At 66.6% G+C, this 24,081-nt stretch carries 34 protein-coding genes; 7 read left to right on the forward strand and 27 right to left on the reverse strand.

Annotated elements, in window-relative coordinates:
* Positions 1 to 6 precede the first annotated feature (6 nt).
* The 27 genes from RXV79_RS16195 to RXV79_RS16325 form a co-directional block, all read right to left on the reverse strand.
* Complete coding sequence (locus RXV79_RS16195; RefSeq protein ID WP_316698915.1) at positions 7 to 1,665, reverse strand: right-handed parallel beta-helix repeat-containing protein; 1,659 nt, start codon at positions 1,663 to 1,665, stop codon at positions 7 to 9.
* Entirely contained in the window at positions 1,662 to 2,381 is a 720-nt protein-coding gene (locus RXV79_RS16200) for a hypothetical protein (protein ID WP_316698917.1), read from the reverse strand. Before RXV79_RS16200 ends, RXV79_RS16195 begins: the two co-directional genes overlap by 4 nt.
* The gene (locus RXV79_RS16205) at positions 2,378 to 4,873 is read right to left on the reverse strand and encodes a beta strand repeat-containing protein (protein WP_316698918.1); all 2,496 of its coding nucleotides are present in this window, start codon (positions 4,871 to 4,873) and stop codon (positions 2,378 to 2,380) included. Before RXV79_RS16205 ends, RXV79_RS16200 begins: the two co-directional genes overlap by 4 nt.
* On the reverse strand, positions 4,870 to 5,067 hold the full coding sequence (locus tag RXV79_RS16210; RefSeq protein WP_316698919.1) for a hypothetical protein: 198 nt from the start codon (positions 5,065 to 5,067) through the stop codon (positions 4,870 to 4,872). Before RXV79_RS16210 ends, RXV79_RS16205 begins: the two co-directional genes overlap by 4 nt.
* Positions 5,064 to 5,456, reverse strand: coding sequence for a hypothetical protein (locus tag RXV79_RS16215; RefSeq protein WP_316698920.1), 393 nt, complete (start codon positions 5,454 to 5,456; stop codon positions 5,064 to 5,066). Before RXV79_RS16215 ends, RXV79_RS16210 begins: the two co-directional genes overlap by 4 nt.
* A 14-nt stretch (positions 5,457 to 5,470) precedes the next feature.
* Entirely contained in the window at positions 5,471 to 6,112 is a 642-nt protein-coding gene (locus RXV79_RS16220) for a phage adaptor protein (RefSeq protein WP_316698922.1), read from the reverse strand.
* Between the two features lie 3 nt (positions 6,113 to 6,115).
* Positions 6,116 to 6,904 carry a phage adaptor protein gene (locus tag RXV79_RS16225; protein WP_316698924.1) on the reverse strand — a complete coding sequence of 263 codons (789 nt, stop codon included), beginning with the start codon at positions 6,902 to 6,904 and terminating at the stop codon, positions 6,116 to 6,118.
* Between the two features lie 13 nt (positions 6,905 to 6,917).
* Positions 6,918 to 7,307 (reverse strand): hypothetical protein, encoded by a 390-nt coding sequence (locus RXV79_RS16230; protein WP_316698925.1) that lies wholly within the window; start codon positions 7,305 to 7,307, stop codon positions 6,918 to 6,920.
* Between the two features lie 67 nt (positions 7,308 to 7,374).
* Positions 7,375 to 7,899: a hypothetical protein gene (locus RXV79_RS16235; RefSeq protein ID WP_316698926.1), complete on the reverse strand. Its 525-nt coding sequence runs from the start codon at positions 7,897 to 7,899 to the stop codon at positions 7,375 to 7,377.
* 72 nt (positions 7,900 to 7,971) lie between these two features.
* Positions 7,972 to 8,949, reverse strand: coding sequence for a N4-gp56 family major capsid protein (locus RXV79_RS16240; RefSeq protein WP_316698927.1), 978 nt, complete (start codon positions 8,947 to 8,949; stop codon positions 7,972 to 7,974).
* A 338-nt stretch (positions 8,950 to 9,287) separates the two neighbouring features.
* Entirely contained in the window at positions 9,288 to 10,397 is a 1,110-nt protein-coding gene (locus RXV79_RS16245) for a hypothetical protein (RefSeq protein WP_316698929.1), read from the reverse strand.
* A 76-nt stretch (positions 10,398 to 10,473) separates the two neighbouring features.
* Positions 10,474 to 10,716, reverse strand: a complete 243-nt coding sequence (locus RXV79_RS16250; protein ID WP_316698931.1) for a hypothetical protein — start codon at positions 10,714 to 10,716, stop codon at positions 10,474 to 10,476.
* Positions 10,716 to 13,064 carry a calponin homology domain-containing protein gene (locus RXV79_RS16255; protein WP_316698933.1) on the reverse strand — a complete coding sequence of 783 codons (2,349 nt, stop codon included), beginning with the start codon at positions 13,062 to 13,064 and terminating at the stop codon, positions 10,716 to 10,718. The genes RXV79_RS16250 and RXV79_RS16255 overlap by 1 nt, the downstream gene beginning before the upstream one ends.
* Positions 13,061 to 13,228 carry a hypothetical protein gene (locus RXV79_RS16260; RefSeq protein WP_316698935.1) on the reverse strand — a complete coding sequence of 56 codons (168 nt, stop codon included), beginning with the start codon at positions 13,226 to 13,228 and terminating at the stop codon, positions 13,061 to 13,063. The genes RXV79_RS16255 and RXV79_RS16260 overlap by 4 nt, the downstream gene beginning before the upstream one ends.
* Before the next feature lie 9 nt (positions 13,229 to 13,237).
* Positions 13,238 to 13,816 carry a hypothetical protein gene (locus RXV79_RS16265; protein ID WP_316698936.1) on the reverse strand — a complete coding sequence of 193 codons (579 nt, stop codon included), beginning with the start codon at positions 13,814 to 13,816 and terminating at the stop codon, positions 13,238 to 13,240.
* Between the two features lie 12 nt (positions 13,817 to 13,828).
* Positions 13,829 to 15,361, reverse strand: coding sequence for a terminase large subunit (locus RXV79_RS16270; protein ID WP_316698937.1), 1,533 nt, complete (start codon positions 15,359 to 15,361; stop codon positions 13,829 to 13,831).
* Positions 15,354 to 15,989, reverse strand: coding sequence for a hypothetical protein (locus RXV79_RS16275; protein ID WP_316698939.1), 636 nt, complete (start codon positions 15,987 to 15,989; stop codon positions 15,354 to 15,356). The genes RXV79_RS16270 and RXV79_RS16275 overlap by 8 nt, the downstream gene beginning before the upstream one ends.
* Positions 15,986 to 16,168, reverse strand: a complete 183-nt coding sequence (locus tag RXV79_RS16280; protein WP_316698941.1) for a hypothetical protein — start codon at positions 16,166 to 16,168, stop codon at positions 15,986 to 15,988. The genes RXV79_RS16275 and RXV79_RS16280 overlap by 4 nt, the downstream gene beginning before the upstream one ends.
* Positions 16,168 to 16,563 carry a phage protein NinX family protein gene (locus RXV79_RS16285; RefSeq protein WP_316698942.1) on the reverse strand — a complete coding sequence of 132 codons (396 nt, stop codon included), beginning with the start codon at positions 16,561 to 16,563 and terminating at the stop codon, positions 16,168 to 16,170. Before RXV79_RS16285 ends, RXV79_RS16280 begins: the two co-directional genes overlap by 1 nt.
* Positions 16,560 to 16,838: a hypothetical protein gene (locus RXV79_RS16290; RefSeq protein WP_316698944.1), complete on the reverse strand. Its 279-nt coding sequence runs from the start codon at positions 16,836 to 16,838 to the stop codon at positions 16,560 to 16,562. Before RXV79_RS16290 ends, RXV79_RS16285 begins: the two co-directional genes overlap by 4 nt.
* Complete coding sequence (locus RXV79_RS16295; protein ID WP_316698946.1) at positions 16,835 to 17,374, reverse strand: hypothetical protein; 540 nt, start codon at positions 17,372 to 17,374, stop codon at positions 16,835 to 16,837. The genes RXV79_RS16290 and RXV79_RS16295 overlap by 4 nt, the downstream gene beginning before the upstream one ends.
* Positions 17,374 to 18,111, reverse strand: a complete 738-nt coding sequence (locus tag RXV79_RS16300; protein WP_316698947.1) for a DUF2829 domain-containing protein — start codon at positions 18,109 to 18,111, stop codon at positions 17,374 to 17,376. The genes RXV79_RS16295 and RXV79_RS16300 overlap by 1 nt, the downstream gene beginning before the upstream one ends.
* Complete coding sequence (locus tag RXV79_RS16305) at positions 18,108 to 18,491, reverse strand: DUF1353 domain-containing protein (protein ID WP_316698948.1); 384 nt, start codon at positions 18,489 to 18,491, stop codon at positions 18,108 to 18,110. Before RXV79_RS16305 ends, RXV79_RS16300 begins: the two co-directional genes overlap by 4 nt.
* A 52-nt stretch (positions 18,492 to 18,543) precedes the next feature.
* Positions 18,544 to 18,765, reverse strand: coding sequence for a hypothetical protein (locus RXV79_RS16310; RefSeq protein ID WP_316698950.1), 222 nt, complete (start codon positions 18,763 to 18,765; stop codon positions 18,544 to 18,546).
* Entirely contained in the window at positions 18,762 to 19,142 is a 381-nt protein-coding gene (locus RXV79_RS16315; RefSeq protein ID WP_316698951.1) for a hypothetical protein, read from the reverse strand. The genes RXV79_RS16310 and RXV79_RS16315 overlap by 4 nt, the downstream gene beginning before the upstream one ends.
* 99 nt (positions 19,143 to 19,241) lie before the next feature.
* On the reverse strand, positions 19,242 to 19,727 hold the full coding sequence (locus RXV79_RS16320) for a TIGR02594 family protein (protein WP_316698952.1): 486 nt from the start codon (positions 19,725 to 19,727) through the stop codon (positions 19,242 to 19,244).
* A gap of 2 nt (positions 19,728 to 19,729) precedes the next feature.
* The gene (locus RXV79_RS16325) at positions 19,730 to 20,134 is read right to left on the reverse strand and encodes a phage holin family protein (RefSeq protein ID WP_316698954.1); all 405 of its coding nucleotides are present in this window, start codon (positions 20,132 to 20,134) and stop codon (positions 19,730 to 19,732) included.
* 701 nt (positions 20,135 to 20,835) lie between these two features.
* Here RXV79_RS16325 and RXV79_RS16330 point away from each other — a divergent pair.
* The 7 genes from RXV79_RS16330 (at position 20,836) to RXV79_RS16360 (ending at position 24,081) form a co-directional block, all read left to right on the forward strand.
* Complete coding sequence (locus RXV79_RS16330) at positions 20,836 to 21,279, forward strand: hypothetical protein (protein WP_316698955.1); 444 nt, start codon at positions 20,836 to 20,838, stop codon at positions 21,277 to 21,279.
* A 311-nt stretch (positions 21,280 to 21,590) separates the two neighbouring features.
* Positions 21,591 to 22,019, forward strand: a complete 429-nt coding sequence (locus tag RXV79_RS16335; protein WP_316698956.1) for a hypothetical protein — start codon at positions 21,591 to 21,593, stop codon at positions 22,017 to 22,019.
* Entirely contained in the window at positions 22,016 to 22,846 is an 831-nt protein-coding gene (locus tag RXV79_RS16340) for a phosphoadenosine phosphosulfate reductase domain-containing protein (RefSeq protein ID WP_316698957.1), read from the forward strand. The genes RXV79_RS16335 and RXV79_RS16340 overlap by 4 nt, the downstream gene beginning before the upstream one ends.
* The gene (locus RXV79_RS16345; RefSeq protein WP_316698958.1) at positions 22,843 to 23,358 is read left to right on the forward strand and encodes a hypothetical protein; all 516 of its coding nucleotides are present in this window, start codon (positions 22,843 to 22,845) and stop codon (positions 23,356 to 23,358) included. The genes RXV79_RS16340 and RXV79_RS16345 overlap by 4 nt, the downstream gene beginning before the upstream one ends.
* Entirely contained in the window at positions 23,355 to 23,552 is a 198-nt protein-coding gene (locus RXV79_RS16350; RefSeq protein ID WP_316698959.1) for a hypothetical protein, read from the forward strand. Before RXV79_RS16345 ends, RXV79_RS16350 begins: the two co-directional genes overlap by 4 nt.
* On the forward strand, positions 23,549 to 23,755 hold the full coding sequence (locus RXV79_RS16355; RefSeq protein WP_316698960.1) for a hypothetical protein: 207 nt from the start codon (positions 23,549 to 23,551) through the stop codon (positions 23,753 to 23,755). Before RXV79_RS16350 ends, RXV79_RS16355 begins: the two co-directional genes overlap by 4 nt.
* Complete coding sequence (locus RXV79_RS16360) at positions 23,752 to 24,081, forward strand: hypothetical protein (protein WP_316698962.1); 330 nt, start codon at positions 23,752 to 23,754, stop codon at positions 24,079 to 24,081. Before RXV79_RS16355 ends, RXV79_RS16360 begins: the two co-directional genes overlap by 4 nt.

The following is a 24,081-nucleotide window of genomic DNA, read 5'->3' on the forward strand; positions in this document are numbered from 1 at the left end:
TTGGGCTCACCGCAGCTCGCCTGGAGGGCTAACCGTGATGCAAGTGGTGGCGCCGTACTCATGAGCGCCGATGTCGGGGGTGCTGTCTCGCTCGCACGAAACGGCGTCGAAGCGGGGGGCTTCGGTGACGCGGCCGACGTTGCGAAGATTCACGCCCGGCGTCAGCAGCCAGTTGTTTCCCGACGTGGGCGTGCTGAAGCCAGTCGACGTGTTGCCACCATTGATGTCGTAGCCAGCGCCTTGGGCGAGGGTCAGCGACGCATGGCCGCTAGACCAGTTGCCAGGTGAGTCGCACCAGTTGTAGTTCCAGATGGACAGGTTGGCGATGATGGGTGGCGCGAAGCAGGTCGCGCCGCCGGCAGCCGCAGCAGACGAGATGCGCACCGCGTTGTTGAACACCTTGTGGCCGGTGCCGCCCGTGATCTGGATCTGCGGGCCAGAGGTGGAGGTGTTGATGTCGATCGAGTTGTTCTTCACCGTCATATTGCCCATCGGGCAATAGGCGGCGTCGCCTGGCTGGCTGGGGTTGCCGATCGAGATTGCGGCGCCCTGCCCGGTCGTGACCGTGCGGATGATCTTGTTGTTCTGGACCGTGCCGCCTGCGGTGAGCAGCAGCGCCATGGATGACCCGCCGACGTTCACCACGGTGTTGCTATCGATCATGGCTCGCCGCACGCACTCCTGGTCGGTGCCGTAGCCGTCGATGATCGAGATTCCGTAGCAATACGGCGTCGCGTTGGGGACGACGATCACGTTGTTGCTGATCGTCATCTGGTCGACGTTGCCGCGCGCAGTGATGTTGCCCGACTCGCACTGCTGCGTTGAGACCCGCGTCGAGTTGTCGACGAGGATGTTCCCGTCGATCACGATGTCATTCTGAGGAGTGGCGCCGCCGATGTAGAGGGCGTGCTCGAGCGCGAACGAATCAGACAGCGGGTCCGGCAGCTTGTTGTTTCGGTAGAGCCGGTTCTTGCGAATCAGCAGGTGCGTGGCGGCGCCGACGATGCCGTTCTGCGAGTTGTCGTGGATGTCGTTGTTGTAGAAGGTGAGGTAGCTGTTGTTCTGGTCCGTCGCGATGTTGAAGGCGTTGGCCCAGTTGTCGTACTCCATGTTCTCGAACCGGACATGGGTCGAGCTGCCATAGATCGCCGTGGCCTCACTGCCGGTGGCCAGCGGGCCAGCCTTGGTGATCCGAATGCCTCGGAAGATGTAGCCACCATGGCGTTGCGCCGGGCAGCTCGGAGGCCCTTGCCAGCAGAAGAAGCCGACATAGATCGCGCCCGTGGCGCTGCTCGGCCACTGCAGCGTCGGCCGCTGCGCCGAGTTGGTGAAGCAGTCCCAGTCCTCGATGACGATGGGTTGCTCGCGCGTCGCGTTCGCGTTCTGGATGATGTAGAGGCTCAGGCCCGTCCAGCCACTGCCGCGGCAGAGCCGCACAGCGCTGCCGGCCGGCAGCGCGTTGATCGCGTTGGCGTCGGGCAGCGTGCGGCGCGGCGACAGCGGCGTGGCGCCCTGGTTTGACCCGTCGGTGCCTGGGATGCAGTTCGGCACGTCGGCGACTGCGGGGTCGCAGTCCTGGTAGTACCGAATGACCGCCTGCGCGGAGGCGTCGACATGGCCGAGCGCCATGAACGCCAGGAAGAGGATCGAGAGGAGTTGCTTCATGCTGCGTCTTCGTCTTTGTCGTGGCTCATGCGGCCGAGCGTCCCGTTCTCAACCGGCGCAATGCGCCAGTAGTAGCGGCCAGCTGCGATGCCACTGATGACCTGCGAGCGGGCGCTGCCGTTCGAGATGTATTGGCGGTAGGGGAAGGCCGTGTAGGCGCTGTCTTCGTCCAGCTGGTTCGGGCCGAAGAGGAGCACCCACGCGGTGGGCGCGCCCTCAGGCTCGCCCCACTCGGCGGTGAAGCTGGCTGAGCCAGCGGGCGCCGCGACGCTGTCTTGCCACGCGCCACCAGCGCCAGGCGTCGTGTCGTTGTCGGTGATGGTCCCGGTGCCGGATGCGCCGCCGATGGTGAGCGTGTAGGTCTCCTGCGCCTCGACGCTCAGGTCGTCGACCGTGGGCACCGTCACCGTGAACGACGAGACACCAGCAGGAACCGTGATGGTCCCGCCAGAAATCGTCACGCTGTTGCTGAAGTTCGCGTTCGACAGCGAGCTCGTGTAGTCGACACCGCCGCCGGTCGCCGAGCTGCCGCTGAAGGCGAGAGCGAAGGAGACCGGGCTCGATGGCGCACCGGAGAGCGTCACCGTGTGAACGATGTTGCTGCCCTCGACCGCGCTTGTGCTCGAGACGACCGAGACGGTCGGCGGCGGTGGTGGGGGCGGCGCCGGCGCCGGTGCCGGCGCCTTCCACGTCAGGATGGCGCGACGGAACTTCATGCCGGATTCACCCGCGCGTAGAAGCAGCGAGCCGTCATGTAGTTGGCCGTGCCGGTCTGCGTGACCGTCGCGTCCAGCTGGAGGCTGGTGCCGGTGGCCTGCTTCAGCAGGAAGAACTGACCACCCAGGAATCCAACCGACTGGTTCGGCACCAGAGTCGTGCCGGCGCCCGCGGTTGCGGGCTGCGCACCACCAGAGCCAGAGCTCCAGTCGACGCCGACGATGTACCACTCGCCTGCCACCGTGCCGGTGATGTTGACCGCAATCGGCATCGACAAGATCGGGTCACCGTTCTGCACCAGGACGTTGCCGACCCGGTCGAACGGCGTGACCTGATGCACGCCAGCGAAGGCAACGCCACCCACAAACGACTGGGCTGCTTCGGTCGTCCAGTCGCCGAACAGCGACACCGCGGTGTCTGGCACCCCCGCCGCGCCGAACGGTGCGCACAGGCCCTGGGCGAAGTCGTAGTTCTGATCCGCCGCCAGGCGAGTCATCAGCGTACCGCCGCCGCCGCCAACGCGCGCCTCGATGATGCCGCCACCGCCGATGTTGTTGCCAACCATCGCGAAGATCGCGCGGTTGACGCCGGTCGGAGTGAATGCGGTGCCAGTGCCGTCCAGGGCGTTGTCGAACGAGTCGGAGCGGCTGGCAGTCACCGAGATGCCGCTGGCGGCGGCCACGTTGTTGGTCACGACTGCGCCAGAGAAGTTGGCCATCGAACCGCTTGCCGAGGCGAACGGAACGCTGGAGCTTCCGCTCGTGTAGGCCAAGGTCATCGACTCGCCGTTGACGATCGGTCGCGACAGCGTGCAGGTCGTCGTCGTGCCGTTGACGTCGACCGCGGTGATCGTCACGGCGCCGCCGCTGGCCGTCAGCACCAGGCCGCCGGCGCCGGTCGGGTCGGCGCTCGTGAGGGCGGCGCTCGAGGTGAGCACCAGAGCCGACGGGTTGCTGTTCTCGACCGAGCGGGCCGTGAAGGTCGGCAGCGTCCCCGCCACGTTGTTCGTGACAGCAGCGCCAGTGAAGTTCACGACGTTGCCGTTGGCGTTGGCGAACGGGCTGCTCGAGCTGGCGCTGTTGTACGTGCGGGTGATGGTCTCGCCGAACGTCACGGGGCGCGACAGCGTCAGGGTGACGGTCGAGCCGGCCACGACGACCGAGGTCACCGTGAGCGCGCCGCCAGTCGCGGTCAGCGTGATGCCGCCTGCGCCGGTTGGGCTGCCGCTCGTCAGGGCCTGGCTCATCGTCAGCGTCAGCGTGCTCGGCGAGCCATCGGCCACGATGGCGGTCACCACCGTCGCGGGCGCGACTGCGCCGCCGCCTTGCCAGTCGATGGAGCCGAAGTAGCTGTTGATCGCGGCCACGATTTCCGCGCCGGTCATCGGGTTGCGCCAGGCGGGGCCTGCCTGCAGCGTGTCGATCGCTGCCACGATTTCAGTGGGCGTCAGTTGGGCCGGGATCGATGGGTTCGTGGTGCCCACGTCATAGACGTTCTGGCCCTTGCGCGTTGCGCCGATCGGTCGGCCGATGGCGCCCACGATGCTCTTGCCGTCCGGCGTGTTCAGCGTCGGAACGCCCGTGCTGCCAGCCAGTGTCACGATCTCCCAGGTGGCGTCATTGGTGCCTGCGTCAGCAGGGATCGTGAACGTGGTGTTCGCGCCGCTAAAGCGCAGCTGGCGGTTCGCGTGCGATGCGTACGTCAGCACCGTCAGCGCGTTGATGTTCACGGGGTCCAGTGGCAGCGCGCGGGCAGCGACCTGCGCTTCGAGCTTGGCGATGGCCCCCATGACCGTGTCGGTCGCCGATACGGCCGCGTTGGTGCCGATGGCGTAGCCGGTCAGCACGGCGCTGCGCACGTTGGCGGCGATGTTCGCGGCCCAGCCGAGCAGCTTGTTCCAGGCGCTCAGGTTCGTGTCAGCGGCCGACGGCAGCGCGGTGCCGCTGGCGGCCATGCCGGTCATGAGCGCGTTGCGCACGCTGGCGTCGGTGAACGAATCGGTGTTGTCCACCTTGTCGTAGCTGACGCCGTTGCTCACGACCCAGTCGCCGACCTCCCAGTCGGTGATGCCGCTGATGCTGGTGTTGCCGGCGGTGCCGACCTTCCAGTACCAGCCCTTGTTGCTCACCGACGCTGCAGGCAGCGTGGGGCTGTTCGTGCTCGCGTTCCAGACCGCCTGGTAGTGCAGCGCGCCAGCCATGTTGGCGATGGCGGCAGTGTTCGCGTCGATCGCCGCCTTGAGCACCTGGCCCTGGCGAGCAGCAAGCGCCGTGGTGGCGCTGTTCGTCACCAGGTCGTCGGCGATCGGCGTGCCGGTGCCGCCGATGTTGACGTTGCCGAACTGGTCGGGCACCTGCATGTTGACCGTCTTGACCACGTCGGTGTGGTCGTGGTCAGCGGCTGCCGCGCCAATGTCTTCGCGGACCTGCGCCCGCTCATCGCTCGTGGCGTTGCGCAGGTTTCCATCTTCGTCTTGAACTCGTAGCGTCATGCAAGCACCAGGAGGAGGTTGTTGAGGTAGAGAGCGCCAGCGCCGGCGAGGGACAACGTGCCGGTCGGCGTGGTGGGTTCGGGCGGCGTGTAGGGCGCCCAGTCGGCGGGAGAGGCGACGTCGATGCGCAAGGTCGTTCCGCCTGCGATCGACGACGAGACGTTCATCTCGAAGCGGGGGTCGATCTGGCTCATGCGACCTCCGGTCGGATGGCGAACTTCGCGAGCCGATCGACGGTGAAGCGCCGGCCGTTTGCCAACGTCACCTCGACCTCGCCCTCGAAAGAGCCAGGGGTGTCGAGAGAGGTGGCGGTCCAGTCGAGCCGCACGCGGCCGCCGCTGCCGGCGACGTCGTAGGGCGACGTGGTGGTGAGGGAGACGACGCCGCGCCAGTCGCGCATCTCGATGCCTGGCAGCAGCGTGAGCGGGATGGCTTCCTTCACGCCGGTCGATCCGATCTGGCGCAGGTGCATCACTGCGGTGGCGCCGGGGATCGACAGCGGCACGCCCGTCTTGGCGTTTGCGAGCGTGAAGATCAGGCTCGGCCCGTTGTCGTTCTGAACGAGCTTCGTTCGTTGGTTCATCTCTTGCGGCCTCCTCAGCCGAAGCGAACTGGCTTGACGGTCAGCGAGCTCGGCACGCCGCCGTGGAGGTCGTCGATGCGCCTGTCGGTGATCGCGTTGGCGAACTGGGTCTTGTGGTAGTCGGCGAGCGCGAGGTCGGTCCAGGCCCGCTTTGGCATGGCCATCAGCCGTGCCTTGGCGCCGGACATCAGCGCCTCGAGGTGCCGGTTGCCCACCTGGTCGCTGATGCGCTTGCCGTTGACCTTCGGCGCGTAGGCGACCCGCAGGGTCAGCAGCTCGCCCTGGGTGTTCGCCGGCGTGGGGAAGAGGCGCAGACGGTTGGGCGCCTCCTTCGCGTTGAAGTAGATCGGCCGGTTGCTGACGTCCGACTGCCAGCCGGGCATCAGGACGCCGATCTCGCTCATCGACTTGCCGGTGAGCGGCGAGCCATCGACCCAGGCCTCGAGCACGCGCACGACGACGGCGTCGCTTGGGCACTCGACGTCATAGGTGTGCTCGTTGTCGGCGAGCGGGATCGGGTCTTCTTGGAGCTCGGCCCAGGCCTCCGTCTCACGGCAGAACTCGATCGCCGCATTGCGCAACGCGTTGATCGCCGTGATGTCCGGGCAGCCCGGAACCTCCCCAAGCAGCTGGGGCAGCAGGTCGTCGAACAGCATCGATCAGCCCGCCGGTTGCTGCTTCGGCACGTTCGGGCTGAACGGCAGCGAGCGCAGGTTGGGGTTCACGCCGTTGAGCGCGGTGCCGATCGCGTTGATGCTGGTCACGAAGGCGTTCGTGTGGATCACGGCCTGTCGCTCGTTGCCGGCGAACTCGGCGTCCTTCATGTAGCAGCGCGCGAGGATGTACTGCACCAGCTCGTCGACGTAGCGGTCGTCGATCGGGATGACCTCGGTCGCGCTGCCGTTGGCCGCGTAGTAGTTGGCCGAGCCAGGCACAGCCAGCTCAGGCGGATCGATGAGCATCGAGCCCTCGACCCACACGTCCTGACCGTTAGGCACGGCCGGGTACACGTACAGGTACTTCGGGAACCGCGGGTCGTACATGAACGCCGTGACGACCGAGTCCTCCTCGGTGTGCCAGGCCGGGTTGTTCGCATCCATCACCTCGCGGTCGACGATGCGAATCACGCGGCCAGGGGTCTGGCCGTCGGCGCCCATGTTGCGCGTGAGCGACTGGAGGAAGTTGCCCCGCACGTCGGTGGCGGTCGAGCCGTCACCAGTGCGCACGCGGGCGGCGGGGATCAGGCCGATGAACTGGCGAGTGCCGGGCTCCAGCTTGAATGCGTCCACCCGCGCGCAGGAGCTCGGCAGGTACTTCGCGATGGCCTTGCAGCCGTCGTTGAAGTAGCCGATCTTTTCCCGCTGGGTCCAGCGGACGAACTGCGGATTGATGTCGTGCAGCTGCGTGCTGGTGCGGAAGAAGACTTCCTTGACGAGGGTGGTCGGCATCTACCGGCTCCCCTTAGGCTGCGACAGCCTCGGCCTCGGGGACGTCCTCGACCGAGAAGTTGTAGCGCGGCACCTCGGTGACTTCGACGCCGTGCTGGCCCATCACCATGTGCTCGGTCTTCGCATCGCGCAGCACGCTCACGACCTCGGCCGGCACGTTGAACGGCTTGCCACGCGGGATCTGGAAGGCGTAGCCGTTGATCGACAGGAAGACGGCGTCGGAGCCGCCTTCGGTGGCGTCCTTGAAGATGGTGATCAGCTTGCGCTTGCCGCTCAGGTCGGCGTCGTGGTTCTTGCCATCGACCTTGGCGACGGCGCCGACGGCCGCCTTGGACGCGGCCGATTCGGGCTTCTTGCCGTCGTCCAGCGTGGTGACCTGGGAGGTGTTGGATTGCTTGCTCATTGGGTTTGCCTCACAAAAGAAAAGGGCCCCCGAAGGGGCCCAGGTGTTGCTCGATCGCTCGAGCGGGTTACAGCGACTCGGGCAGGTGCGCGAGGTCGAAGTAGGTGGCGGTCACGTTCGCCGCGTCGAGCAGCGTGGTGCCGGGCGTGAAGGTCGTGGCGCCGGTGACCACCTTGATGGCGCCGAACGGCACGTAGCCGGCCGGCAGGTTGGGCACGCCGCCAGCGCCGGTGAACACCTTCGACAGGTCGGTCGAGAACGTGATCGCCTGGCCGGCGTAGCTGCCCTGCACCACTGCCACCGTGCCCGCAGCGTTGAGCGCCAGGACGTAGATGACGGTGGAGTTCTGGGGCTGCACGTAGGCCGGGTCGGCCGTGGTCACAGCGTCGCCGTTGAAGCGGTGCGTGACAGCGATCGACTGCGCAGCAAGCGCGGCCTTCGTGTAGTACACGCCGTCGATCAGGTAGATCGTCGCGCCGGTGGTGCGCACCGTGGCCGCGCCGCCGGCGTTGATCGCCAGGGTCGCCTTGGTGCAGGTGCGGTTGTTGAACATCGCCTTGAGGGCGGCGCTCGCGATTTCGGAGATCTTCATGGGAGCCTTTCGTGATGAGGGGTGAAGGCCCCGAGCGGATCGCGCCCGGAGCCTCAGTCAGCTACCGCCCGATCAGGCGGTGGCTGCCACCTCGCCGCGGACCATGAAGGCGTCGTTCAGGATCACGGCGGTCTGCATGGCCTTCCAGCTCACATGGCCACGCTGCGCCAGCGGGTCGCTGTCGCTCGGCTTCGGGTTCACGACCATCGGCGTGACCGCGAACATGCCCTTGAGCGCCACGATGCCGTAGGCGTCGCGAGCCAGGAACAGGACCGGGTACACGTCGGCCTGGGCGCCGCCGGTGGACAGCATCGAGCCGGCAGTGCCGCCCGCGTTGGCCCACGGCTCGAAGATGGTCGAGCTGACGTAGCGAACGTCTTCGACCTTGCCGAGCTCGTTTTCCCACGGGGTGATCGAGCCGTACTTCTCGGCCGGCACGAAGCCAGCCAGGCCGCGCACGTCGGCCTCGCAGTCCGGGTGGATCAGCGCCACGTAGCCAGGGGCCACGTTCTCGGTGCCGTAGCTCGGGGTCGAGCGCACGATCGAGGTGATGAAGCGCGCGTTCTGGCGCTTCAGGGCGCGCACAGCACGGCGCTGCAGCGTGATCGTGATGGCCGTGTTGACGGCCGCGCGGTTGGCGCCGTTGGCGTACAGCACGTTGGTGCCCGCCTTCAGCACGCCGAAGCGCATCTTCTCGATCATCTGAGCGGCCTGCTCACCCAGGAGGGCGATGGCTTCGTTCAGCACCGGGTCTTCGTGGGTGTCGAGCACCACGTCGGTGATCGTGGTCTTGTCGCCGTACTGGCTCAGCGTGGCGGTGATGTCCACGGCGCTGAGCGTTTGGCCGACCGGGGTCACGCCTTCGCTCAGGGCGACGGGCGTGGTGGGCAGCGCGCTGTAGCGGCGGAACTTCACGACCTTGCTGTTGTGCTCGGGCAGGGCCTTGGCCTGGCCGAACTTCTCCAGCACCAGGAACGGGAGGCCGCGCTTCAGGAGTTCCTTCTCGGCATAGGCGGCGGTACGGGGCGAGATGTCGCCGTAGGTGGTCATTTCGTGTTTCCTTTCGGGTCTGGCCTCTGTGGGCCGGTGGTTGAAAGGAGCGACTGATGCGAGGGCCGTATGCAGACAAAGGTGAGTCCTCTCGGGGCGCCGAAGGCGTGTCCCAGAGAACCCGTGTCATGCGCGACTGCTGTCGTGCTCCAGATGGATGAGCTCGGTGATGTCCTGCACCGAGCAACAGGCTGTGAGGCAGAGGGCGCCTCAGGGGCAGAGGGGTGCGCAGCCGTTGCAGCCGCGCGCTTAGGTGTGCTCGAGCCGCCTGGTGTCCCGAAGGGCCAGGCTTCTCAAGCGGTTTCTACGAGAACAGAAAGTTGGTGTTCAGGCGAAGTTCAAGCGAACTCGTCCCACGCCTCTTCGAACGACTTGGCGCCAGGCTTCGGCGCTTCCGGCAGGCGCATGCCGCTGGAGCGCACGCCCTCGGCGGCGTCGAGCTGGTCATCGCTGGCCACCGGGTCTGCGGCCGGGGCGTCGGCGTTCGGCGTTTCGTCTTCGCCGGAGGCCTTGTAGGCGGCGATGAGCTTGATCACCTCGTCGGCGCTGCCGGTCTTGGTGATGCGCTCGGCTTCCGCCTTCTCGGCTTCGGGCAGGCCCGCCACGTAGGTGGCGAAGCCCTGGCTCGCTGCGACGTCGTTGAAGTCGGGGTGAGCGCTGTGCACCTTCTCGAAGTGCGCTTGCGCGTCGCGGTCGCTGATGTGGGCAATGATCTCGTCGACCGCTCCGCTCAGCTCGCCGACCTTGCTGGACACAGAGTCCTCGGCGGCCTTGGAGGCCTTGGCGCCGGCGATCATCTCGATGAAGTTGACGAAGTCCTCGCCGAAGTCCTCGGCCAGGCGGGCCTTGGCCTGCTCGGGCGTGATCTCGCCCGACTCGACCTGCTCGGCCAACTCCGACACCTCGGCGGCGGCTTCAGCCACATCGGGGGCGCCGGCGGCTTCGGCCGCATCGACAGCGTCGGCGTCAGGCTCGTCAGCGGCAGACTCATCGGCGGCGGCGTCTTCTGCGACAGGGGCTGCCTCTTCGGCGGCCGGCTCCGCGGCAGGCTTGGCGCCGCCGGCGAGCTGGCGCTCCATGGCCTTCAGCCGACCTTCCCAGCTCTTGAGGCGCTGCGTCTCCTTGGCGATCTGCTCTGCCGTCATCGACTCAGGCTCTTCGGTCACCGTGCTGGCGCCGTCTTCGCGCGGCTCATCGGCAGGCGCTGCAGGCTCGCCAGCGCCGCCCTCGCCCTGTGTCTCGCTGCCGACCTCGGGGTCGACGGCGGGCTCAGCGGCGGCTTCGGCTGGGGCAGCGCCCTCGCCTTCCGCAGCCTCGTCAGCCGGCGCATCGGCGGTGATGCCGAAGGCTTCGTCTTCGCTCGGCTCGGCAGCGACGGGCGCGTCCTCGTTGAAAGCGTCCGCGTAGGCGGCCTGGTCGTTTTGCAGTTGCTCGTCGGTGGTCTTCATGTGTGCCTTTCGGTGGGCTTCCTTGCCGGTCGCCCGGCTCTAACTGTCCTGGCAAGCCAGGGGTCAAAGATTCGTTTCAGAGGGTCAGCGCCTGGCCATTCAGCAGGGCGTGGCGCAGCGAGACCAGCAGCGCTCGCTGGCCCTGCACGCGGTGCAGCTGCTCGAGGTTGGCGACGCCATCGAAGGCCTCGACCGTCTTCTCCTCGAGGGCGTCGAGCGCCTCCAGCACCACCTTGTGCATCGGCGTGCCGATGAACTCGTGGAGCACCTTGCTCAGGCTTTCCAGGTCGCGCTGGAGTGACAGCGAGTCGCGCGCCATCAGTCGATCTCAGCCGTCGTCAGGCCCTGGTGCATGCCGGCCTGGCCGGTGGGCACGTCGATGTCAGCGGCCGGCAGTCGCACGATGGCCTCCTGCGTGTTCGGCTGGTCGACGCTCGTGTCGTTGCCACCAGCGCGCGGCTGGACGGCGAAGCTCGCGCCCTTGTTGAGCACCTGGTGCGTGCCCTGCGTGGCCTGCACCGGCGGGCCGTTGAGCTGGGCGATCGACGGGTCGGGCGTGGCGTCCTTGAAGCCGGCGCTCTGCAGAACCTCGTCGCCGGCCGGGGCCACGAACGGCGTCGCCGTGGCCGTGCCGCCAGCCTGCAGCGCGCTGAAGATGGAGGCGACCTTGGTCTCGACCGTCTTGGCGATGATCAGCTCGATGTTGGCGAGCATCTCCTGCGACTTGGTCTTCGCCACCTCGGCATCGGCCAGCAGCTTGGCGACCTTGCCCTTGGCTTCCTCGAGCTGCAGCTGCGTGATCTGCGCCTGCAGCTCGCGCTGCTTCTTGGCCTCGTCGCTGTCCTGCTCGGCGCGCATCTCGTCTTCGGTCTTGACGATGTCGCTCATCTCGTTCGCCTCGGCGCGCAGGATGTTGAGCTTGTGCCGCTTGATGTACGGCATGTCGAACTCGTTGGCCGTGAGCTGAGCGAACTCGTTGAGCTGGCGCGTGCGGACTTCCTTGGCCACCAGGCTCGCGGTGCCCTTCGCCTTGACGTCGAAGTCGCCCTTGATGCTGTCGTCCGGGTTGAACTGCATGTTCCAGAAGTACATGCCCCGGATGAAGCTGCTGGTGACGCCGTCGTCCCAGCTGCCGATCAGATCCTTGATCACGATGTTGACGTTGCCGATCAACATCGACATGCCTGCCGCCGTGCCGGCCGCGCCGCTGGTCGCGTTCTCGCCACTCATGTAGCGCGGGATCGCCGTGACCTCGTCGGCGTTGTTCTCGAACATCGCGGCCATCTTGCCGAGGTCGCCCAGGCGGCTCTCGAGCGTGATGGCGCGCACCGCCTGCTGACCTGGCGCCGTGTTGTTGCGCAGCCAGATCTTCCACGGGTACATCTCGTCAGCCTTGGCGGTCGTCGCCAGCAAACCAGTGGCCACCTCGAGCATCGGGCCCGCGGTGATCGCGGCGTTATCGAGCATCAGGCGGGTGGCCGCGTTGAGCATGGTCTGGTCGTCGCGCATGATCGACGCCAAGCCCTCGGGGAAGAACGAGCTCTCGTCCTTGTCGAAGTAGTAGATGTGGTACGGCCAGGTCACGCCGTTGATCGGCTGCAGCACGCACTTGATGACCTCGCCGTTCGGGAGCATCCACACGTTGCTGAAGAAGCTCTCGTGGATGCGGTCCTCGGGCACCTCGACGCCGGCGTTGCGCAGGTCTTCGCCATCGAGCCAGCCCCAGCGCTCGAGCACGTCGTAGCGGCCATTCAGCACGGCCTGCGTCGACGTGCGCTCGCCGATCTGGCGCAGCTCGTTCTCGTAGTCCTTGAGGATGGAGTTGCCATCCTTGTAGGCGCGGATGTAGTTCACGATCCGCTCTTTGTTGAACGACTTGCGCTGCGCGAGCGACGCCATCTCGTGGCGCGTCATCGAGTGCAGCTCGTAGGTGAAGCGGCACTGGTTCAGCTCAGTGGCGCCCGCCATGTCGGGGTAGAAGCGCCACAGCGGCACGTAGTCGACGAACGGGACCACGTAGCTCTCGTTCTGGGCAACCCACTTGCCGTTCGGGCCCTTGACGAACCTGGTGCGCACCTTGCGCTCGACTAGCGGGCCCTTGACGATGCCGGTGCCGTACAGGTTGCCCGAGTGGATCGCCTTGATGCACACGGCCTTGTACTTCGCCTCGGCGAGCTGGTCGTCGACGGTCTTGGACATCGACTTCGCGCGCTCCTTGGCCCACTCGGCGACGGCAGCTTCGAACTGCTTCTTCGTCGGCTTCTGGCCTTGCGCCATCTGCGTGAGGCGCGAGCGGATCTCGATCAGCTGGTCGCTCGAGAGGCTGGGCTTCGGCGTGGCGTCGATGTTCCAGTTCTTCTCGACGCCGGCCGGAAACAGCAGGTCTTGCACCCGGGCGTCGACGGTCTTGACCTTGACGCGCGTCTTGCGCACGAACGACTTGCTGCGGTTGCCGATCTTCTCGAGCGTTTCGGCGTCGTACTGGCCGCGGTACTGGCGCAGGTCCGCCAGCCACCGCTTCTCGGTCTCGAGGCGGTCGTTCTTCGCCTGGTTGAACTCGCCCAGCAGCTTGTTGCCGAGCGCATCCATGCCGGGCTCGACGCGAGGCTGCGGCGCCTCGTCGCGCATCGCCGCTTCTGCGGCGGCCACGTACTCGGTGGTGCTCACGCCTTGCCGGCCTTCTCTTGCGATTCGAGCTCGGTGTGGGCGGCGGCGTACTCGCCGGCCACGTCGGCCTTCAGCTGCGCCTTCTCGACCTCGACCTTGTCGCCGGCGGGCTGATCCTTGTCAGCACCATCCAGCCAGGCCTCTTCGTAGTGGGTGTCCTGCATCGCTCCTCCTCAGGCCCCAAGGCCAAGACGACGGCCGAGCTCGCTGGTGTCGTCGACCTCTTCGGTCTTGTTGGGCGTGGTCGTTGGCGAATTGCCGAACCAGGCATCGCGGTACTCGTCACCGGCTGCTTGGCCGCTGGTGTTGTTGGCAAGCAGGTTGATCGGTCCCGACGTCGTGGGCGACGCGTCGCTGTTGGCGTCGTTCCAGGCGCCGGCGAATTCGCTCTGATTCGCGACCGCCTGCTCCGGTGTCACGACGGCCGGTGCGCCCAGCGAGATCTGGTTGCCGCGGCTGTGGCGACGCGAGCCACGCACGCCCACCTCGGACACAGGGGTCTCGACGAACGGCTCGGCATCGGGCGGCGCCAGGCCGACACCCTGCGCTGCGTTGTGGTCGTTCTGGCGCGCAGCGTCATCGAGCGGGTCGTTCTTGTCGACCATGTCGTTGACCTTCTTCGACAGCGGGTCGCCGAGGTCGGCCAGGCCCTGCGTGCCGCCGCGCAACGGATTCAGCGTGTTGAGGATGCCCTGGCCGCCAGAACTGGAGCCGACAACCTTCTTCGCGAGATTGCTAAGACTGAACCCCATCTTCGATTTCCTTCAGTAGCCGGCCGCGCTGGCCGGTGCGGTCGAGCCGCCACGGCCTGCGCCGCTGGTTGAGACCCGGTACTCGACCGGCTCCGCGAATGTCAGGGCCAGCGCGTCGCCGCCGTCAGGCGAGCGGATGCCGCGCTTGGCCATCTTTTCCTTCTTCTCGAGCAGCTTTCGCCCGTTGCTCGAGACGTCCGCCATCGGCGCGCTGATGTCGCTGATGAGCGAGGCGTCGTTCGGGATGCGGCACGGCGCATCGCACAGCCAGTCCTTGAGCGACCACCACATCTCGGCGCGGCGGTTCTCGAAGGTCTCGGGGTCGCGTGCGCGCTCGGCGTTGTTGATGCCGATCACCGGGAAGTTCAGCTCCCGCATGCGGCTCACGATGCCGGCGCCCAGGCCGGTCTTGTCGATGAACATCGCGTCCGGCTGCATGTCGCGCCAGTACTCCGCGAGCTTGCCGACGATCTGCATCGTCTCCAGGCCCTTGTGGTACTCGACGCGGAAGCACACGCGGCCGCGACGGAATGCGATGGCCGTGCGGTCGGGGTCGTTCTCGCCGTCGCCAGCCGGGTCCACACCGATCACGAGCGGCGCATTCAGATCCAGGTACTTGCTGTTGACCGCGGCCATCACACGGGCCGGGCTGATCAGCGGGTTGGTGGTGCTGCTCTGGAAAGCAAGCGCCGGGGTGGCCGGGTACTCCTGGTCGAACAGCCAGGCGAAGCCCTCGCCGTAGCTGGCGATCTTGTTGGCCCGCCACTGCATCTGCTGCATGCTCAGCCCGAAGGCCTGCATGTAGAGCACGTCCTCGTCGGTCAGCTCGAGGTTCGGCTTGACCGTCGCCTGGTACTCGTCCTGCCAGAACCAGGGCACGAAGATGGCGATGTATTCGCTCTTGCCCGCCTCGGCGTCCTGCCACATCAGGTGGAAGGCGTTGCCCAGGCCGTTGGCCGTGCTCTCGAGGATGATCTCGGTGCCGACGCCATCGACGCCGTCAGGGATCGTGTTGCCCAGGCCGGCCAGGTGGGTCTGCGCGTTGGCCCAGAAGCCGAACTCAGACCCGTGCAGCAGCTGCGCCGTGTTCGAACGGCCGACGTCCTTGCTGCCGGCCGTGGCCAGCTTGTAGCCGCTGTCGAGGCCGCCGAAGACCAGCTCCTGCGCGTTCGAGTACTTGGTGCTCGGCGCCAGGATGTTGTTGTCCTGGTAGCGCTTGACCATCGAGAACAGGTTGCTCGTGGCCTTGTCCTCGTGCGCCACGATGAACGCCCGGCGGCCGGTGCGCGTGCTGGTCTGGTGGTAGAAGCGCTCGCCGATGTACGTCGAGATGCCCTGCTGGCGACCCTTGAGGATCAGCGCTCGGATGTAGCCCAGGCGCTCGCGCTGCTCCTCCAGCTGGTTGTGCACATGGATCTGTGCCTTGTTGAAGATGAACGGGACAAGCCGGCCACGCTTGTCGAGGATCTTGGCGCAGTGCGCTGCATGAACCTCCAGGCTCTCGACGACGCGACGGAGAGCGGCCTCTTTCGCCTGGCTATCCACCCTTCGCGATCTTGGCCAGCAGCTTGTCCACTTCGCTGCCGCCGCCGTTGTCGTCGTCGATGCCGAACGCCTTGCGCTCCATGTTCACGAGCTTCTCCAGCATGTCGGTCAGCTCCTTGGCGCTCTTGATGTTGCTGGGTAGGCTCAGCACCTTCTCGAGCAGCTCGGCCATCCTGGCGGCGCGCTTCTCACCGCCCTGGTCGTTCGGGTCGTCGACCGGCTGGTGCACGACGGCGAACAGCTTGCCGATCAGGCTCTTGCCATCAGCGTCGACAGCAGTCTCGAGCTGGTCGAGCAGCGCCTGGAAGAGCTTGCGCGTCCGCTTGATGTCGGAGCGGTGCTCCATGCGGATCTGGTACTGCAGCTCGGCATTGGCCTCAACGACCTCTTGCTCGGTCACCTTGGTATCCGTGGATACTTCCCTGGATACCGCAGCCTTGGATACCTTGGCTTCCGCCTTGGCAACGATCTGAGCCTTCAGGTCGCGAGCCCAGCCATCCCGCTTGGCGCGCTTGTTGATCGCGCCGTGGGTGATGCCGTGCTCTTCGCCGATCTGGCGCAGCGGCTTGATGCCCGCGCGGTAGTCGGCTTCGATCTGGGCCCAGTTGGGCTCACGCTTCTCGGTCACAGCACATCCTTGCGGCCGTCGATGGTCTCGTCGAACCAGTCGGCGGCACTCTCTCGCGCGGCTGCCATCAGGCGCCACGACTTGAACTTCTCAGCAACCATCAGGGCGACCGGCACGACGAACAGCGCTGCGGTGACGATGACCTGAATGGAGAACACTGCCTCTGCGAGGGAGCGCATCAGAGCTCCACCTCTTCGCCGAGCTTGCTCGCCACGAAGGCGCGCATGGCAGCGATGAGGGGTGTCCGCCCGTACTGCGGCGAGCCAATGCCCGCCGTCTTGATCGATAAGGCTTCGCTGGTCGCGCCCCAGTCGAAGGGGTGAGGGTGTCGCGGCTCTCGCAGACCGATGCGCTCGCGCTCAATGATCGGGCCGGCATGCGCCCAGTCGGTCGATGGCTGGAAGCGCCAGCCGTTGACGAGCGTCGCCGGCCGATTCCAGTCTGTGATCTCGACGATGTCCGGCTCGCACATGCGGGCCCACTTCCACTCGTGGCCAAGCGCCTTGGCGACCGCTGCATCCAGCATCGCGCCCGTCAGATCGGCAACCTTGCACCTGGTGAGCAGCGTGGTCATGGCTTCAGCCGCCCCTCGCTGTCGGGCACCACGATCCAGTCGTCGGCCAGCTCGTCGTCCACGTCGGGGTCGAGCAGCACGCCGCTCCAGGCGCCCATGAACACGCGCACGGCGTCACCGCCTTCGGTGCGTGCGGTCATGAGGGCGTAGGGCTCGAAGCCCTCCCCCATGATCAGCGCACCCTCGACGCGACCGACCGGCTCGCTCACGCTCTGGCTGACCCGGCGCACGATGGCGCCGCCGCGCATGGCGGCTACTGCGTCTGCCCAGTTCATAGGCCGAGCGCCGCCTTCAGTGCGAGGTAGGCCTTCGTGCGCCGGCCGGGGGGCACCGGCCCGGCATCGAAGCCCTTGTCGCGCATCGAGCTCATGGAGCGCCTGAGGTCTTCGTCGACCTTCTTCTGCAGCTCCGGCGGCAGCGTGCTCTTGCCGTAGGAGTGAAAGGTGATGTCGGCCGTGACGTGTTGACCAGGCGACACATCGGGGATGTCGTACATCACGCTGGTGTCGATGTTCTCGACGACCAGGCGGCTGCCGTCCCAGTAGCTGCGAACACAGCCGTCGCCACGCGGCGAGCCCGGGTCGACCGTGACGGTGTAGGCGCCGGCTGCTGTGAGCGCGTCGATCAGCATGCGCTCGCACGGCCGGAGGTTGATCGTCTCGGCAAGGAGGCGATCCAGTTCGGCGCACTTCTGGCGCGTGAGCTCATCGAAGGCCTTCGCCCGCGGCTTGCCGGCTGGGCGACCCAGTGATGCGGCCTCGGCAGCGGACCAGGTGGCCGGGCCTGCCGCAACAGATCCGATCCAGCTCATCAGCGGCCCCGGTCTTCGGCGCTCTGCTCGGTGCCCGGCGGCGTGTACTTCCAGCGGACGGTCGCCTCCATGCCGCCAGGGCACTCTTCGGAGGTGAACACCACGCGGTTGCGGTACTCCACTGGGACGGCTGCCTTTGCGTCGCGAGTTGCGGCGGACATCAGATCGGCCACGTTGGGGTTGAGCCCCTTGTACTTCTGGAAGCCACTGAGCGGGACCGATGGGTCGAAGGCCGGCTGGGCTGCCACCTGGGGCAGCACCATCCAGTCATCGGCCAGCATGTCGGTCTGGCTGGCGAGCCAGCCGGTGACCGTGCTGCCGTCGGCTGCGTGCATGTTGATGTTGGGCATGCGGGTCACGGTGCCCGTGTCGCCTCGATCGAAGTGATCTTGGTTGACGCCGCCCACGAACGACGGGCTGGGGGTGTGCTCGTTCCAGGCGCGGCTGCCGCGCACCATGTACACGAACATGCCCTTGCCGTTCCAGCCGGCGCGAGCCACGCGGTGGCCGAGCTTCAGGAAGTGGATGGCGTCGCCGAAGGTCAGCGCTTGGCCATCGCCTTCGCAGCGGCGGTAGGCCTGCTCGAAGACTTCCTTGGGGCTCCAGCTGATGTAGCCGTCGGGGTACTTGACGGCGTAGCCGTCCTGAACCATCGCCTGGGTGTCGGCCGGATGCTTGACGTCGCGGGTCTGCGGCCAGGCAACGATCTCCTTCGTGCCGATGTACTTGTGCGTCATTCGAGTCCGTTCTCGTCGTTGAACTCGGCGAGCGCCTGGAGCGCACGTTCGCGCTGCTGGCCACGGGCTTGCGCCTGGGCATACGGGTCGCCGCCGAAGAGGCGCACTGCGGAGTACATGGCCCAGGCCTTCACGCGGCCCACACCCTGCTCCAGCATCGCCTCGTGGAACATCCGGTCTGCGTCAGCCTTCGGCTGGCCCACCACCTGGTAGGCCGCGTCGTGCGCGACGGCTGGCAGCCGGTACTTCCCCGTGAAGGGGGAGCCGATCAACGACCACAGGAAGCGAGGGATGCTCGCGCCGTCGGTCGTGAACAGCTCAGGAACAACCCAGCGCCGCCCCTTGCTGTCAGTGAAGACGATCTCGACGAGCGCGGTCATGAACCGGCCATCATCGCTCCACGCAAAGGTGACTGGGTTGCTGAAGGGCATGTCAGCCCGGCATCTCGTCGATGCGCGCCTTCAGCGTTGAGAGGCGGCCGTCGAGGGAGGTACGCGCGTCGTCGAGCTGCTCGACGGTGACGGAGTCTTCGCCGTTGGCGAGAGCTGCCTGCACCAGCGGGCCCAGCGTGTTGACCACCTGGGTGGCGATGATGGCGGCCTGGTTGGCGTCGTTGATCGCCGTGACGGCGTCGAGGAGGGTGATCTTCTTCATTTGGCAGCTCCGTCCTTCTTGGCGCGCAAGTCCGCCTCGAGCTGCAGCAACGCTTCAGACCCGAGGTTGAGCTTCTCCAGGTAGAGGGGGCACGGCAGCGTGAACTTGCACTCGCGCAGCGCGTTGTCGGCGATGACGATGTTGTTGCGGGCCTTCAGCGACTTCTGGTACGCGTCCTGGGCCTCGGCCCGGGTGATGCGGCCGCGCGTCACGGCGACGGTGAGCTGATCGACGAAGAGGTCGGCCGTCTTGTAGGCGGCGAGCACTGCGGTGCGAGGCTGCACCGGCTTGACTTCGCCTGGGTTCAAGGCGCAGCCGGCCAGCAGGCCGACCGCCATGGCAAGCATCGCGAAGATGCCCATGAAGGATCGTTTCATCTCTCTCTCCTGTTGAGCCGCACATGCGGCGAATGACAAGGGGCCCGCCGGCTTGCGCCAGAAGGCCCCTCGGTTCTTGCTGCTACCTGGGCAGCGAAGTCAGTCAGCTCGGCGCAGCATGGCCGCGGTGATCGGAGGCAGCGGCTCGACGGCCGGCAGCGGCACGCTTGCGGGCCACACGTAGCCGGCGATGTAGGCCTTGTCGTGCGTCGAGATCAGCACCTGGTCGCTCTCGTTGCCGCCGATGCCGGCGATGTTTCCGCCACCGTCGCGGCCGAGCACGAAGAAAACGTGGAAGCCACCGGGGCGCTTGCGCACGCCGATCGCGCCGACCGCCGGGTGGCTCAGCCTCACACCCCAGGTCAGGTAGTTCTTGGCGCCGTCAGTGCGCGCCGAGCGAATGCCTGCGCGCTCGAGGCATGCATTGATGAACGCGGCGCACCATGGCACCTCGTCGTTCTTGATGCCGCCGAGCTTGCTGTCCTTCCACATCTGGAGGATGCGTTGCTCGTGCACGGGGCCCTTGATCTCGTGAACCCCGAGCTCTTTGCGAGCTTCGACCAGCCAGGCGGGTTCGGTGCGCATGCTCAGCTCGGCTGCGACGGGTCTTTGACCGCCACCTCGGGGAAGCGCTTCTGCAGCAACTTCTCGATCGCGGTGATGGCCCGTGTGCCCATGTGACCTGCGACACCCACGACGGCGGCGGTCAACACAGGCACGAGGCCAAGGTACTCGCACAGGTAAAAGGCCAACAGGCCTGAGAAGGCCGACGTGGCCATCTCCCCGACGAGCGAACTCAGGTTGGCGATGTGCAGCTCGCCCTTACGCACCTTGGAGTACCAGGACACGATGCCTCCGAAGATGGCCAGGCCGAGCATCAGCCCGTACTGGCGCAGCGGAATGGCCAGCGGGTCTTTGACGGCGTCGGCTGCCATCGCGACCTGGGGCATCAAGAGGTAGATGCACAGCACGACCTGGATAAGCAGGCTCATGCGTTCGCCCCGGCGCGAGTGGTCTGGAAGTACTTCATAGGTTCGCCTCGCGTCGTGGCTGTTTGGGCTTATCGCCCGGCTGTTTGTGCAGGCGCCCGCCGCTGCCCAGGTGGAGAGTCCGGGTGCTTGTTCACTCGCGTCGCTGCCGCAGCCGGGGCGGAGGTAGCACGCCGGGGCCGGGCCTTCTCTGCTGCCGGTGTTTTCGCACCGCCGGCTGGCTATCCCGCTGGACCGTCGCCTGACGGCGGAACGGACTGCTTGGCCAGTCCGGGTCACGAGCGCGGGAGGTGGGGCTTGGGGGAGTGGGACAGGACTTGAACCCGCGACCTCCGGGAATTGCAGCCCGGCGCTCTAACCAACTGAGCTACCCACAACACATCTGGAGACAGCTCCGCCACAAGGTGTGGCGGCACTGCCGTGTTGTTCTTGCCTCCGGCTGTGCCGGCTGGGCCCTGGCTTCTGTTGTGGGCCCGCCCCTTGGAAGGGTTGGCGCGAATTCTACGAACTGTTTCGCCTAGCCGCAAACAGTTTGTTCAATGAAATCATGCACTTAGGGGGAGTCGAGCACTCGCTTTCCATTGAAATGACAAGCAAAATTCGAGTCAAACAACCATGTGCTTTTTGTTTGTGCTTGCAAGTTCCTGTTTGTTGCGTCACAATTACTTCCGGCAGCTACTTTTTGTTTGCATATCAGGAGAAACATGATGTCTCAGATCACCTTCCCCTCCGGCACTCAGTTCGCCAACCTGGCCGCCATCAAAGCCGCCATCAAGGAGGCGCGCGACCTGGCCCGCGCCGACGCGGTCGAGACCTGCGGCGGCGGCGTCATCCAGTCGCGCGGCTGCAGCCTGCGAGTCGTCGACGCCAAAGGCAACCTCTTGAAGGGCGAGGCCGAGAGCTGGATGTGGTCCGGCACCGGCAAGAGCCTGCTCGATGCGGTCATGGAGGCGCGCTACACGAAGGGCGCTTCCGAGCTCTCCATCTCCGGCGGCTTCAACTACGCCGAAACCCCGCGCGCCCTGGCTGATGGGGATTACGACCCCTGGGTCACCGACTGGGAAGTGGTCATCTGGAAGCGCGAGCCGGAGAAGCAGGCCAGCGCATCGACCCTCATCGGCCTCACGCCCCACCCCGCCGCCGCCTAACGACATCCGCTGCGGTCGCAGCGGCAAGCCCAGGCGGCTTGCCAGTGCGACCACCGCACGTACGCCTCACTCAATCACCAGAAAGGACATCCAAATGAAGCGCTTCTTGATCAAGGTCGTCGGCTACGCACTCCACACCATGCACGTCTGGCTGCCCTTTGCCGTCTGTGGCGGCATCTGGCTCATCTACGCGAAGCGGCACCTGGGCTGGTAGCCCCAGCTAGAAATCGCCTCGCCCCGCAGGCGGGGCATTTTTTCGCCTCAACCCAACCACTTTGTTTCCCGTCAAACAGTTCATTCAGGAGAACCAGATGACCACCACCCGTCGCAAGCCCGCCGCGCTCGAAGCGCTCGCCAAGATCACCGCCGGCATCAACGCGTACAGCGATGCCGGCTCGGCCCGCAAGCGCGCACTGCACGCCAAGGGCAAGGTCTGGCTGCACAAGCTGGCCTGCGACCTTGGGCTCGACACGTCCGAGTACGACGTGCGCAACAACCTGGGCGGCATCGCCGTGTCGGGCGAGGTGACGCTCCACAGTGACACCCTTTACGTGCAGCTGTCCGAGCACTGCTTCGGTGGCCGCGCCGGCGTCAGCGTGCTCTATCGCACCTGCAGCGGTCGCAAGGACTACTGCGGTCACCAGAACAACACCACCACCATGAGCGCGGTGGCGGCCGACTACGAGGGCTTCGTGGCGCGCCTGCGCCGCATGGCCGAGACAGTCGGGAGCGCAGCATGATCCCGCAGGCCATTCGTGACCTGGTCGCCCGCGGCGCCCTCTTCGTCGCGAACCACAGCGGCGGCAAGGACAGCCAGGCCATGTACCTGATGCTGCGCGACCTCGTGCCGCGCGAGCAGCTCGTCATCGTGCACGCCGACCTCGGCGCCGTGGAGTGGGCCGGCGCCGTCGGCCACATCCTCGCCACCACTGCCGGCGAGCGGTTCGTGACGTGCCAGGCGCGCCGCAACCTGCTACAGATGATCGACGACCGGGGCATGTTCCCGTCGCCTGAGATGCGCCAGTGCACCAGCGACCTCAAGCGCGGCCCGATCGAGAAGGTCATCCGTGGCATCACTCGTGAGCGCCAGGCGCTCGGCATCAAGGAGTGGGGCCTGGTCGTCAACTGCATGGGCATGCGCGCCCAGGAGAGCAGCGGCCGCAAGAAGCTGCCCGTGTTCAAGCTCAGCGCGCGCAACAGCAAGGCCGGCCGCGAGTGGTACGACTGGCTGCCCATTCACGGGATGCTCGAGGACGAGGTGTTCGCGACCATCGCCGCCGCCGGCCAGCAGCCGCACATCGTCTACCAGCTCGGCATGCGGCGCTTCAGTTGTGTGTTCTGCATCATGGCCAGCGAGGAGGATCTCAAGACCGCCGCGCGCCTGGCCACCGAGCGCCCCGAGCTGCTCAACGACCCGCACCTCTACGCGAAGTACGTGAGCCTCGAGCGCACCACCGGCCAGGTGATGCTGATGCCGAAGTCGCGCAAGGGCCAGGAGCCGCTGAAGCGCACGCTGGAGGACATCACCGGCGTGAAGGCTGACCTCTCTGTGCTGGAGGTCGCATGAAAGGGCTCGGCTGCAACTACGAGGCGCCGACCTTCGGCGCGCGCTACCCGGACGGCACCTGCATCGACGGGTACATGTGGGATCTCGACAGCTGCGACGAGCCGGGTGGCCCGCTCTATGGCGGCGGCGACGAACCGTGCCCATGGTGCAACACGCTGTCGTTCATCGAGTGGCGCGGCGACACCGCATCCGGCAACGCGCACCAACGCCGCGTCGCACGGCGCGCCATGGTCGCGAAGGTCAGGGCGTGGGCTGAGGAGCGCTCGTCCTTCCCGCCCGCGCCCAGACCTGCGCCACCGGCGCCGCCAACCCCGACTCCGAGGCAGGTGCGCGTGCGGCTGACCGATGAGGCGGAGGAGGAGTCGCTCGACTTCTACCGCCGCTACGGCGAAGGCAACTGCTCATGTCACCTCAGCCCGCCCTGCGGGTCGTGCACCCACCCGGGCAACCCGCTCAACCAGGCCGAGGACGACAGCGCCTGGGTCATGGGCAACGAAGGAGAAGAGTCGTGACCGCTGCGAAGCATCCATCCACGATGACCGACGCCGAGCTGCGCGCGGCCGCCGATGACTTGGCGCTGCGCGTCGCCCGCGGCACAACCACCATGAGCGACGTCGCCATCGTGAACACGCTTTCCGCTCGCCTGGCCAACAAGGCGCCTGCGATGCACGACCAGCTGCGCGAACTCGACGGGGTCATGCCATGAGCTACGGCTGCATGTGTGGCGCCCTCGACTGCCCGTCCTGCGGCCGCGCCCAGGGCCGCGACGTCGAGAAGTACTGGCGCAAAGGCCGCGCCATCTACCTGTGCCCCGAAGACGTCGAGCCCGGCGACGTCAGCGAGGCGGACATCCAAGAGGCGATGCGCGAGCACGCTTGGAACGAACGTAAGGAAGGAATGCACCCATGAAGACCACGTACCTCATCGTCCCCGCCCTCACCGACCAGGCTGGCCAGTGCCGCATCGTGCGCACGTTCACGCAGCTCGGGGCCTGCGACCCGCTCACGCACTACCGCCGCTGGCCTGAGGACTGGGGCGAGGTCGGCCTCATGAACAGCAGCGGCAAGCTGATCTGCTTCGACGGCCCGCAATCGGTCTGCGAAGAGATCGAGTCGTGCCAGCCCCTCATGGCAGGCCTGGTGTTCACCTATGAGGTGCCGCCTGCGCCCATCGACCCCTACATCGTGGGCGTGCTGAAGCAGCTGGGCTTCCCGCAACGCGCCGCAGGAGGCTGA

Origin of the sequence: Piscinibacter gummiphilus, from assembly GCF_032681285.1 — a bacterium.
Classification (GTDB): Bacteria; Pseudomonadota; Gammaproteobacteria; order Burkholderiales; family Burkholderiaceae_C; genus Rhizobacter; species Rhizobacter gummiphilus_A.

What these genes read in the sequence shown, in the direction of transcription:
- RXV79_RS16240 (WP_316698927.1), bottom strand. Translation starts at nt 8,949, where the DNA reads ATGACCACCTACGGCGACATCTCGCCCCGTACCGCCGCCTATGCCGAG.
- RXV79_RS16215 (WP_316698920.1), bottom strand. Translation starts at nt 5,456, where the DNA reads ATGAACCAACGAACGAAGCTCGTTCAGAACGACAACGGGCCGAGCCTG.
- RXV79_RS16335 (WP_316698956.1), top strand. Translation starts at nt 21,591, where the DNA reads ATGACCACCACCCGTCGCAAGCCCGCCGCGCTCGAAGCGCTCGCCAAG.
- RXV79_RS16265 (WP_316698936.1), bottom strand. Translation starts at nt 13,816, where the DNA reads ATGGGGTTCAGTCTTAGCAATCTCGCGAAGAAGGTTGTCGGCTCCAGT.
- RXV79_RS16315 (WP_316698951.1), bottom strand. Translation starts at nt 19,142, where the DNA reads ATGAAACGATCCTTCATGGGCATCTTCGCGATGCTTGCCATGGCGGTC.
- RXV79_RS16310 (WP_316698950.1), bottom strand. Translation starts at nt 18,765, where the DNA reads ATGAAGAAGATCACCCTCCTCGACGCCGTCACGGCGATCAACGACGCC.
- RXV79_RS16360 (WP_316698962.1), top strand. Translation starts at nt 23,752, where the DNA reads ATGAAGACCACGTACCTCATCGTCCCCGCCCTCACCGACCAGGCTGGC.
- RXV79_RS16355 (WP_316698960.1), top strand. Translation starts at nt 23,549, where the DNA reads ATGAGCTACGGCTGCATGTGTGGCGCCCTCGACTGCCCGTCCTGCGGC.
- RXV79_RS16250 (WP_316698931.1), bottom strand. Translation starts at nt 10,716, where the DNA reads ATGGCGCGCGACTCGCTGTCACTCCAGCGCGACCTGGAAAGCCTGAGC.
- RXV79_RS16260 (WP_316698935.1), bottom strand. Translation starts at nt 13,228, where the DNA reads ATGCAGGACACCCACTACGAAGAGGCCTGGCTGGATGGTGCTGACAAG.
- RXV79_RS16230 (WP_316698925.1), bottom strand. Translation starts at nt 7,307, where the DNA reads ATGAGCAAGCAATCCAACACCTCCCAGGTCACCACGCTGGACGACGGC.
- RXV79_RS16295 (WP_316698946.1), bottom strand. Translation starts at nt 17,374, where the DNA reads ATGAGCTGGATCGGATCTGTTGCGGCAGGCCCGGCCACCTGGTCCGCT.
- RXV79_RS16280 (WP_316698941.1), bottom strand. Translation starts at nt 16,168, where the DNA reads ATGCGCTCCCTCGCAGAGGCAGTGTTCTCCATTCAGGTCATCGTCACC.
- RXV79_RS16220 (WP_316698922.1), bottom strand. Translation starts at nt 6,112, where the DNA reads ATGCTGTTCGACGACCTGCTGCCCCAGCTGCTTGGGGAGGTTCCGGGC.
- RXV79_RS16205 (WP_316698918.1), bottom strand. Translation starts at nt 4,873, where the DNA reads ATGACGCTACGAGTTCAAGACGAAGATGGAAACCTGCGCAACGCCACG.
- RXV79_RS16320 (WP_316698952.1), bottom strand. Translation starts at nt 19,727, where the DNA reads ATGCGCACCGAACCCGCCTGGCTGGTCGAAGCTCGCAAAGAGCTCGGG.
- RXV79_RS16200 (WP_316698917.1), bottom strand. Translation starts at nt 2,381, where the DNA reads ATGAAGTTCCGTCGCGCCATCCTGACGTGGAAGGCGCCGGCACCGGCG.
- RXV79_RS16195 (WP_316698915.1), bottom strand. Translation starts at nt 1,665, where the DNA reads ATGAAGCAACTCCTCTCGATCCTCTTCCTGGCGTTCATGGCGCTCGGC.
- RXV79_RS16300 (WP_316698947.1), bottom strand. Translation starts at nt 18,111, where the DNA reads ATGACGCACAAGTACATCGGCACGAAGGAGATCGTTGCCTGGCCGCAG.
- RXV79_RS16285 (WP_316698942.1), bottom strand. Translation starts at nt 16,563, where the DNA reads ATGACCACGCTGCTCACCAGGTGCAAGGTTGCCGATCTGACGGGCGCG.
- RXV79_RS16305 (WP_316698948.1), bottom strand. Translation starts at nt 18,491, where the DNA reads ATGACCGCGCTCGTCGAGATCGTCTTCACTGACAGCAAGGGGCGGCGC.
- RXV79_RS16325 (WP_316698954.1), bottom strand. Translation starts at nt 20,134, where the DNA reads ATGAGCCTGCTTATCCAGGTCGTGCTGTGCATCTACCTCTTGATGCCC.
- RXV79_RS16330 (WP_316698955.1), top strand. Translation starts at nt 20,836, where the DNA reads ATGATGTCTCAGATCACCTTCCCCTCCGGCACTCAGTTCGCCAACCTG.
- RXV79_RS16245 (WP_316698929.1), bottom strand. Translation starts at nt 10,397, where the DNA reads ATGAAGACCACCGACGAGCAACTGCAAAACGACCAGGCCGCCTACGCG.
- RXV79_RS16210 (WP_316698919.1), bottom strand. Translation starts at nt 5,067, where the DNA reads ATGAGCCAGATCGACCCCCGCTTCGAGATGAACGTCTCGTCGTCGATC.
- RXV79_RS16340 (WP_316698957.1), top strand. Translation starts at nt 22,016, where the DNA reads ATGATCCCGCAGGCCATTCGTGACCTGGTCGCCCGCGGCGCCCTCTTC.
- RXV79_RS16290 (WP_316698944.1), bottom strand. Translation starts at nt 16,838, where the DNA reads ATGAACTGGGCAGACGCAGTAGCCGCCATGCGCGGCGGCGCCATCGTG.
- RXV79_RS16345 (WP_316698958.1), top strand. Translation starts at nt 22,843, where the DNA reads ATGAAAGGGCTCGGCTGCAACTACGAGGCGCCGACCTTCGGCGCGCGC.
- RXV79_RS16225 (WP_316698924.1), bottom strand. Translation starts at nt 6,904, where the DNA reads ATGCCGACCACCCTCGTCAAGGAAGTCTTCTTCCGCACCAGCACGCAG.
- RXV79_RS16235 (WP_316698926.1), bottom strand. Translation starts at nt 7,899, where the DNA reads ATGAAGATCTCCGAAATCGCGAGCGCCGCCCTCAAGGCGATGTTCAAC.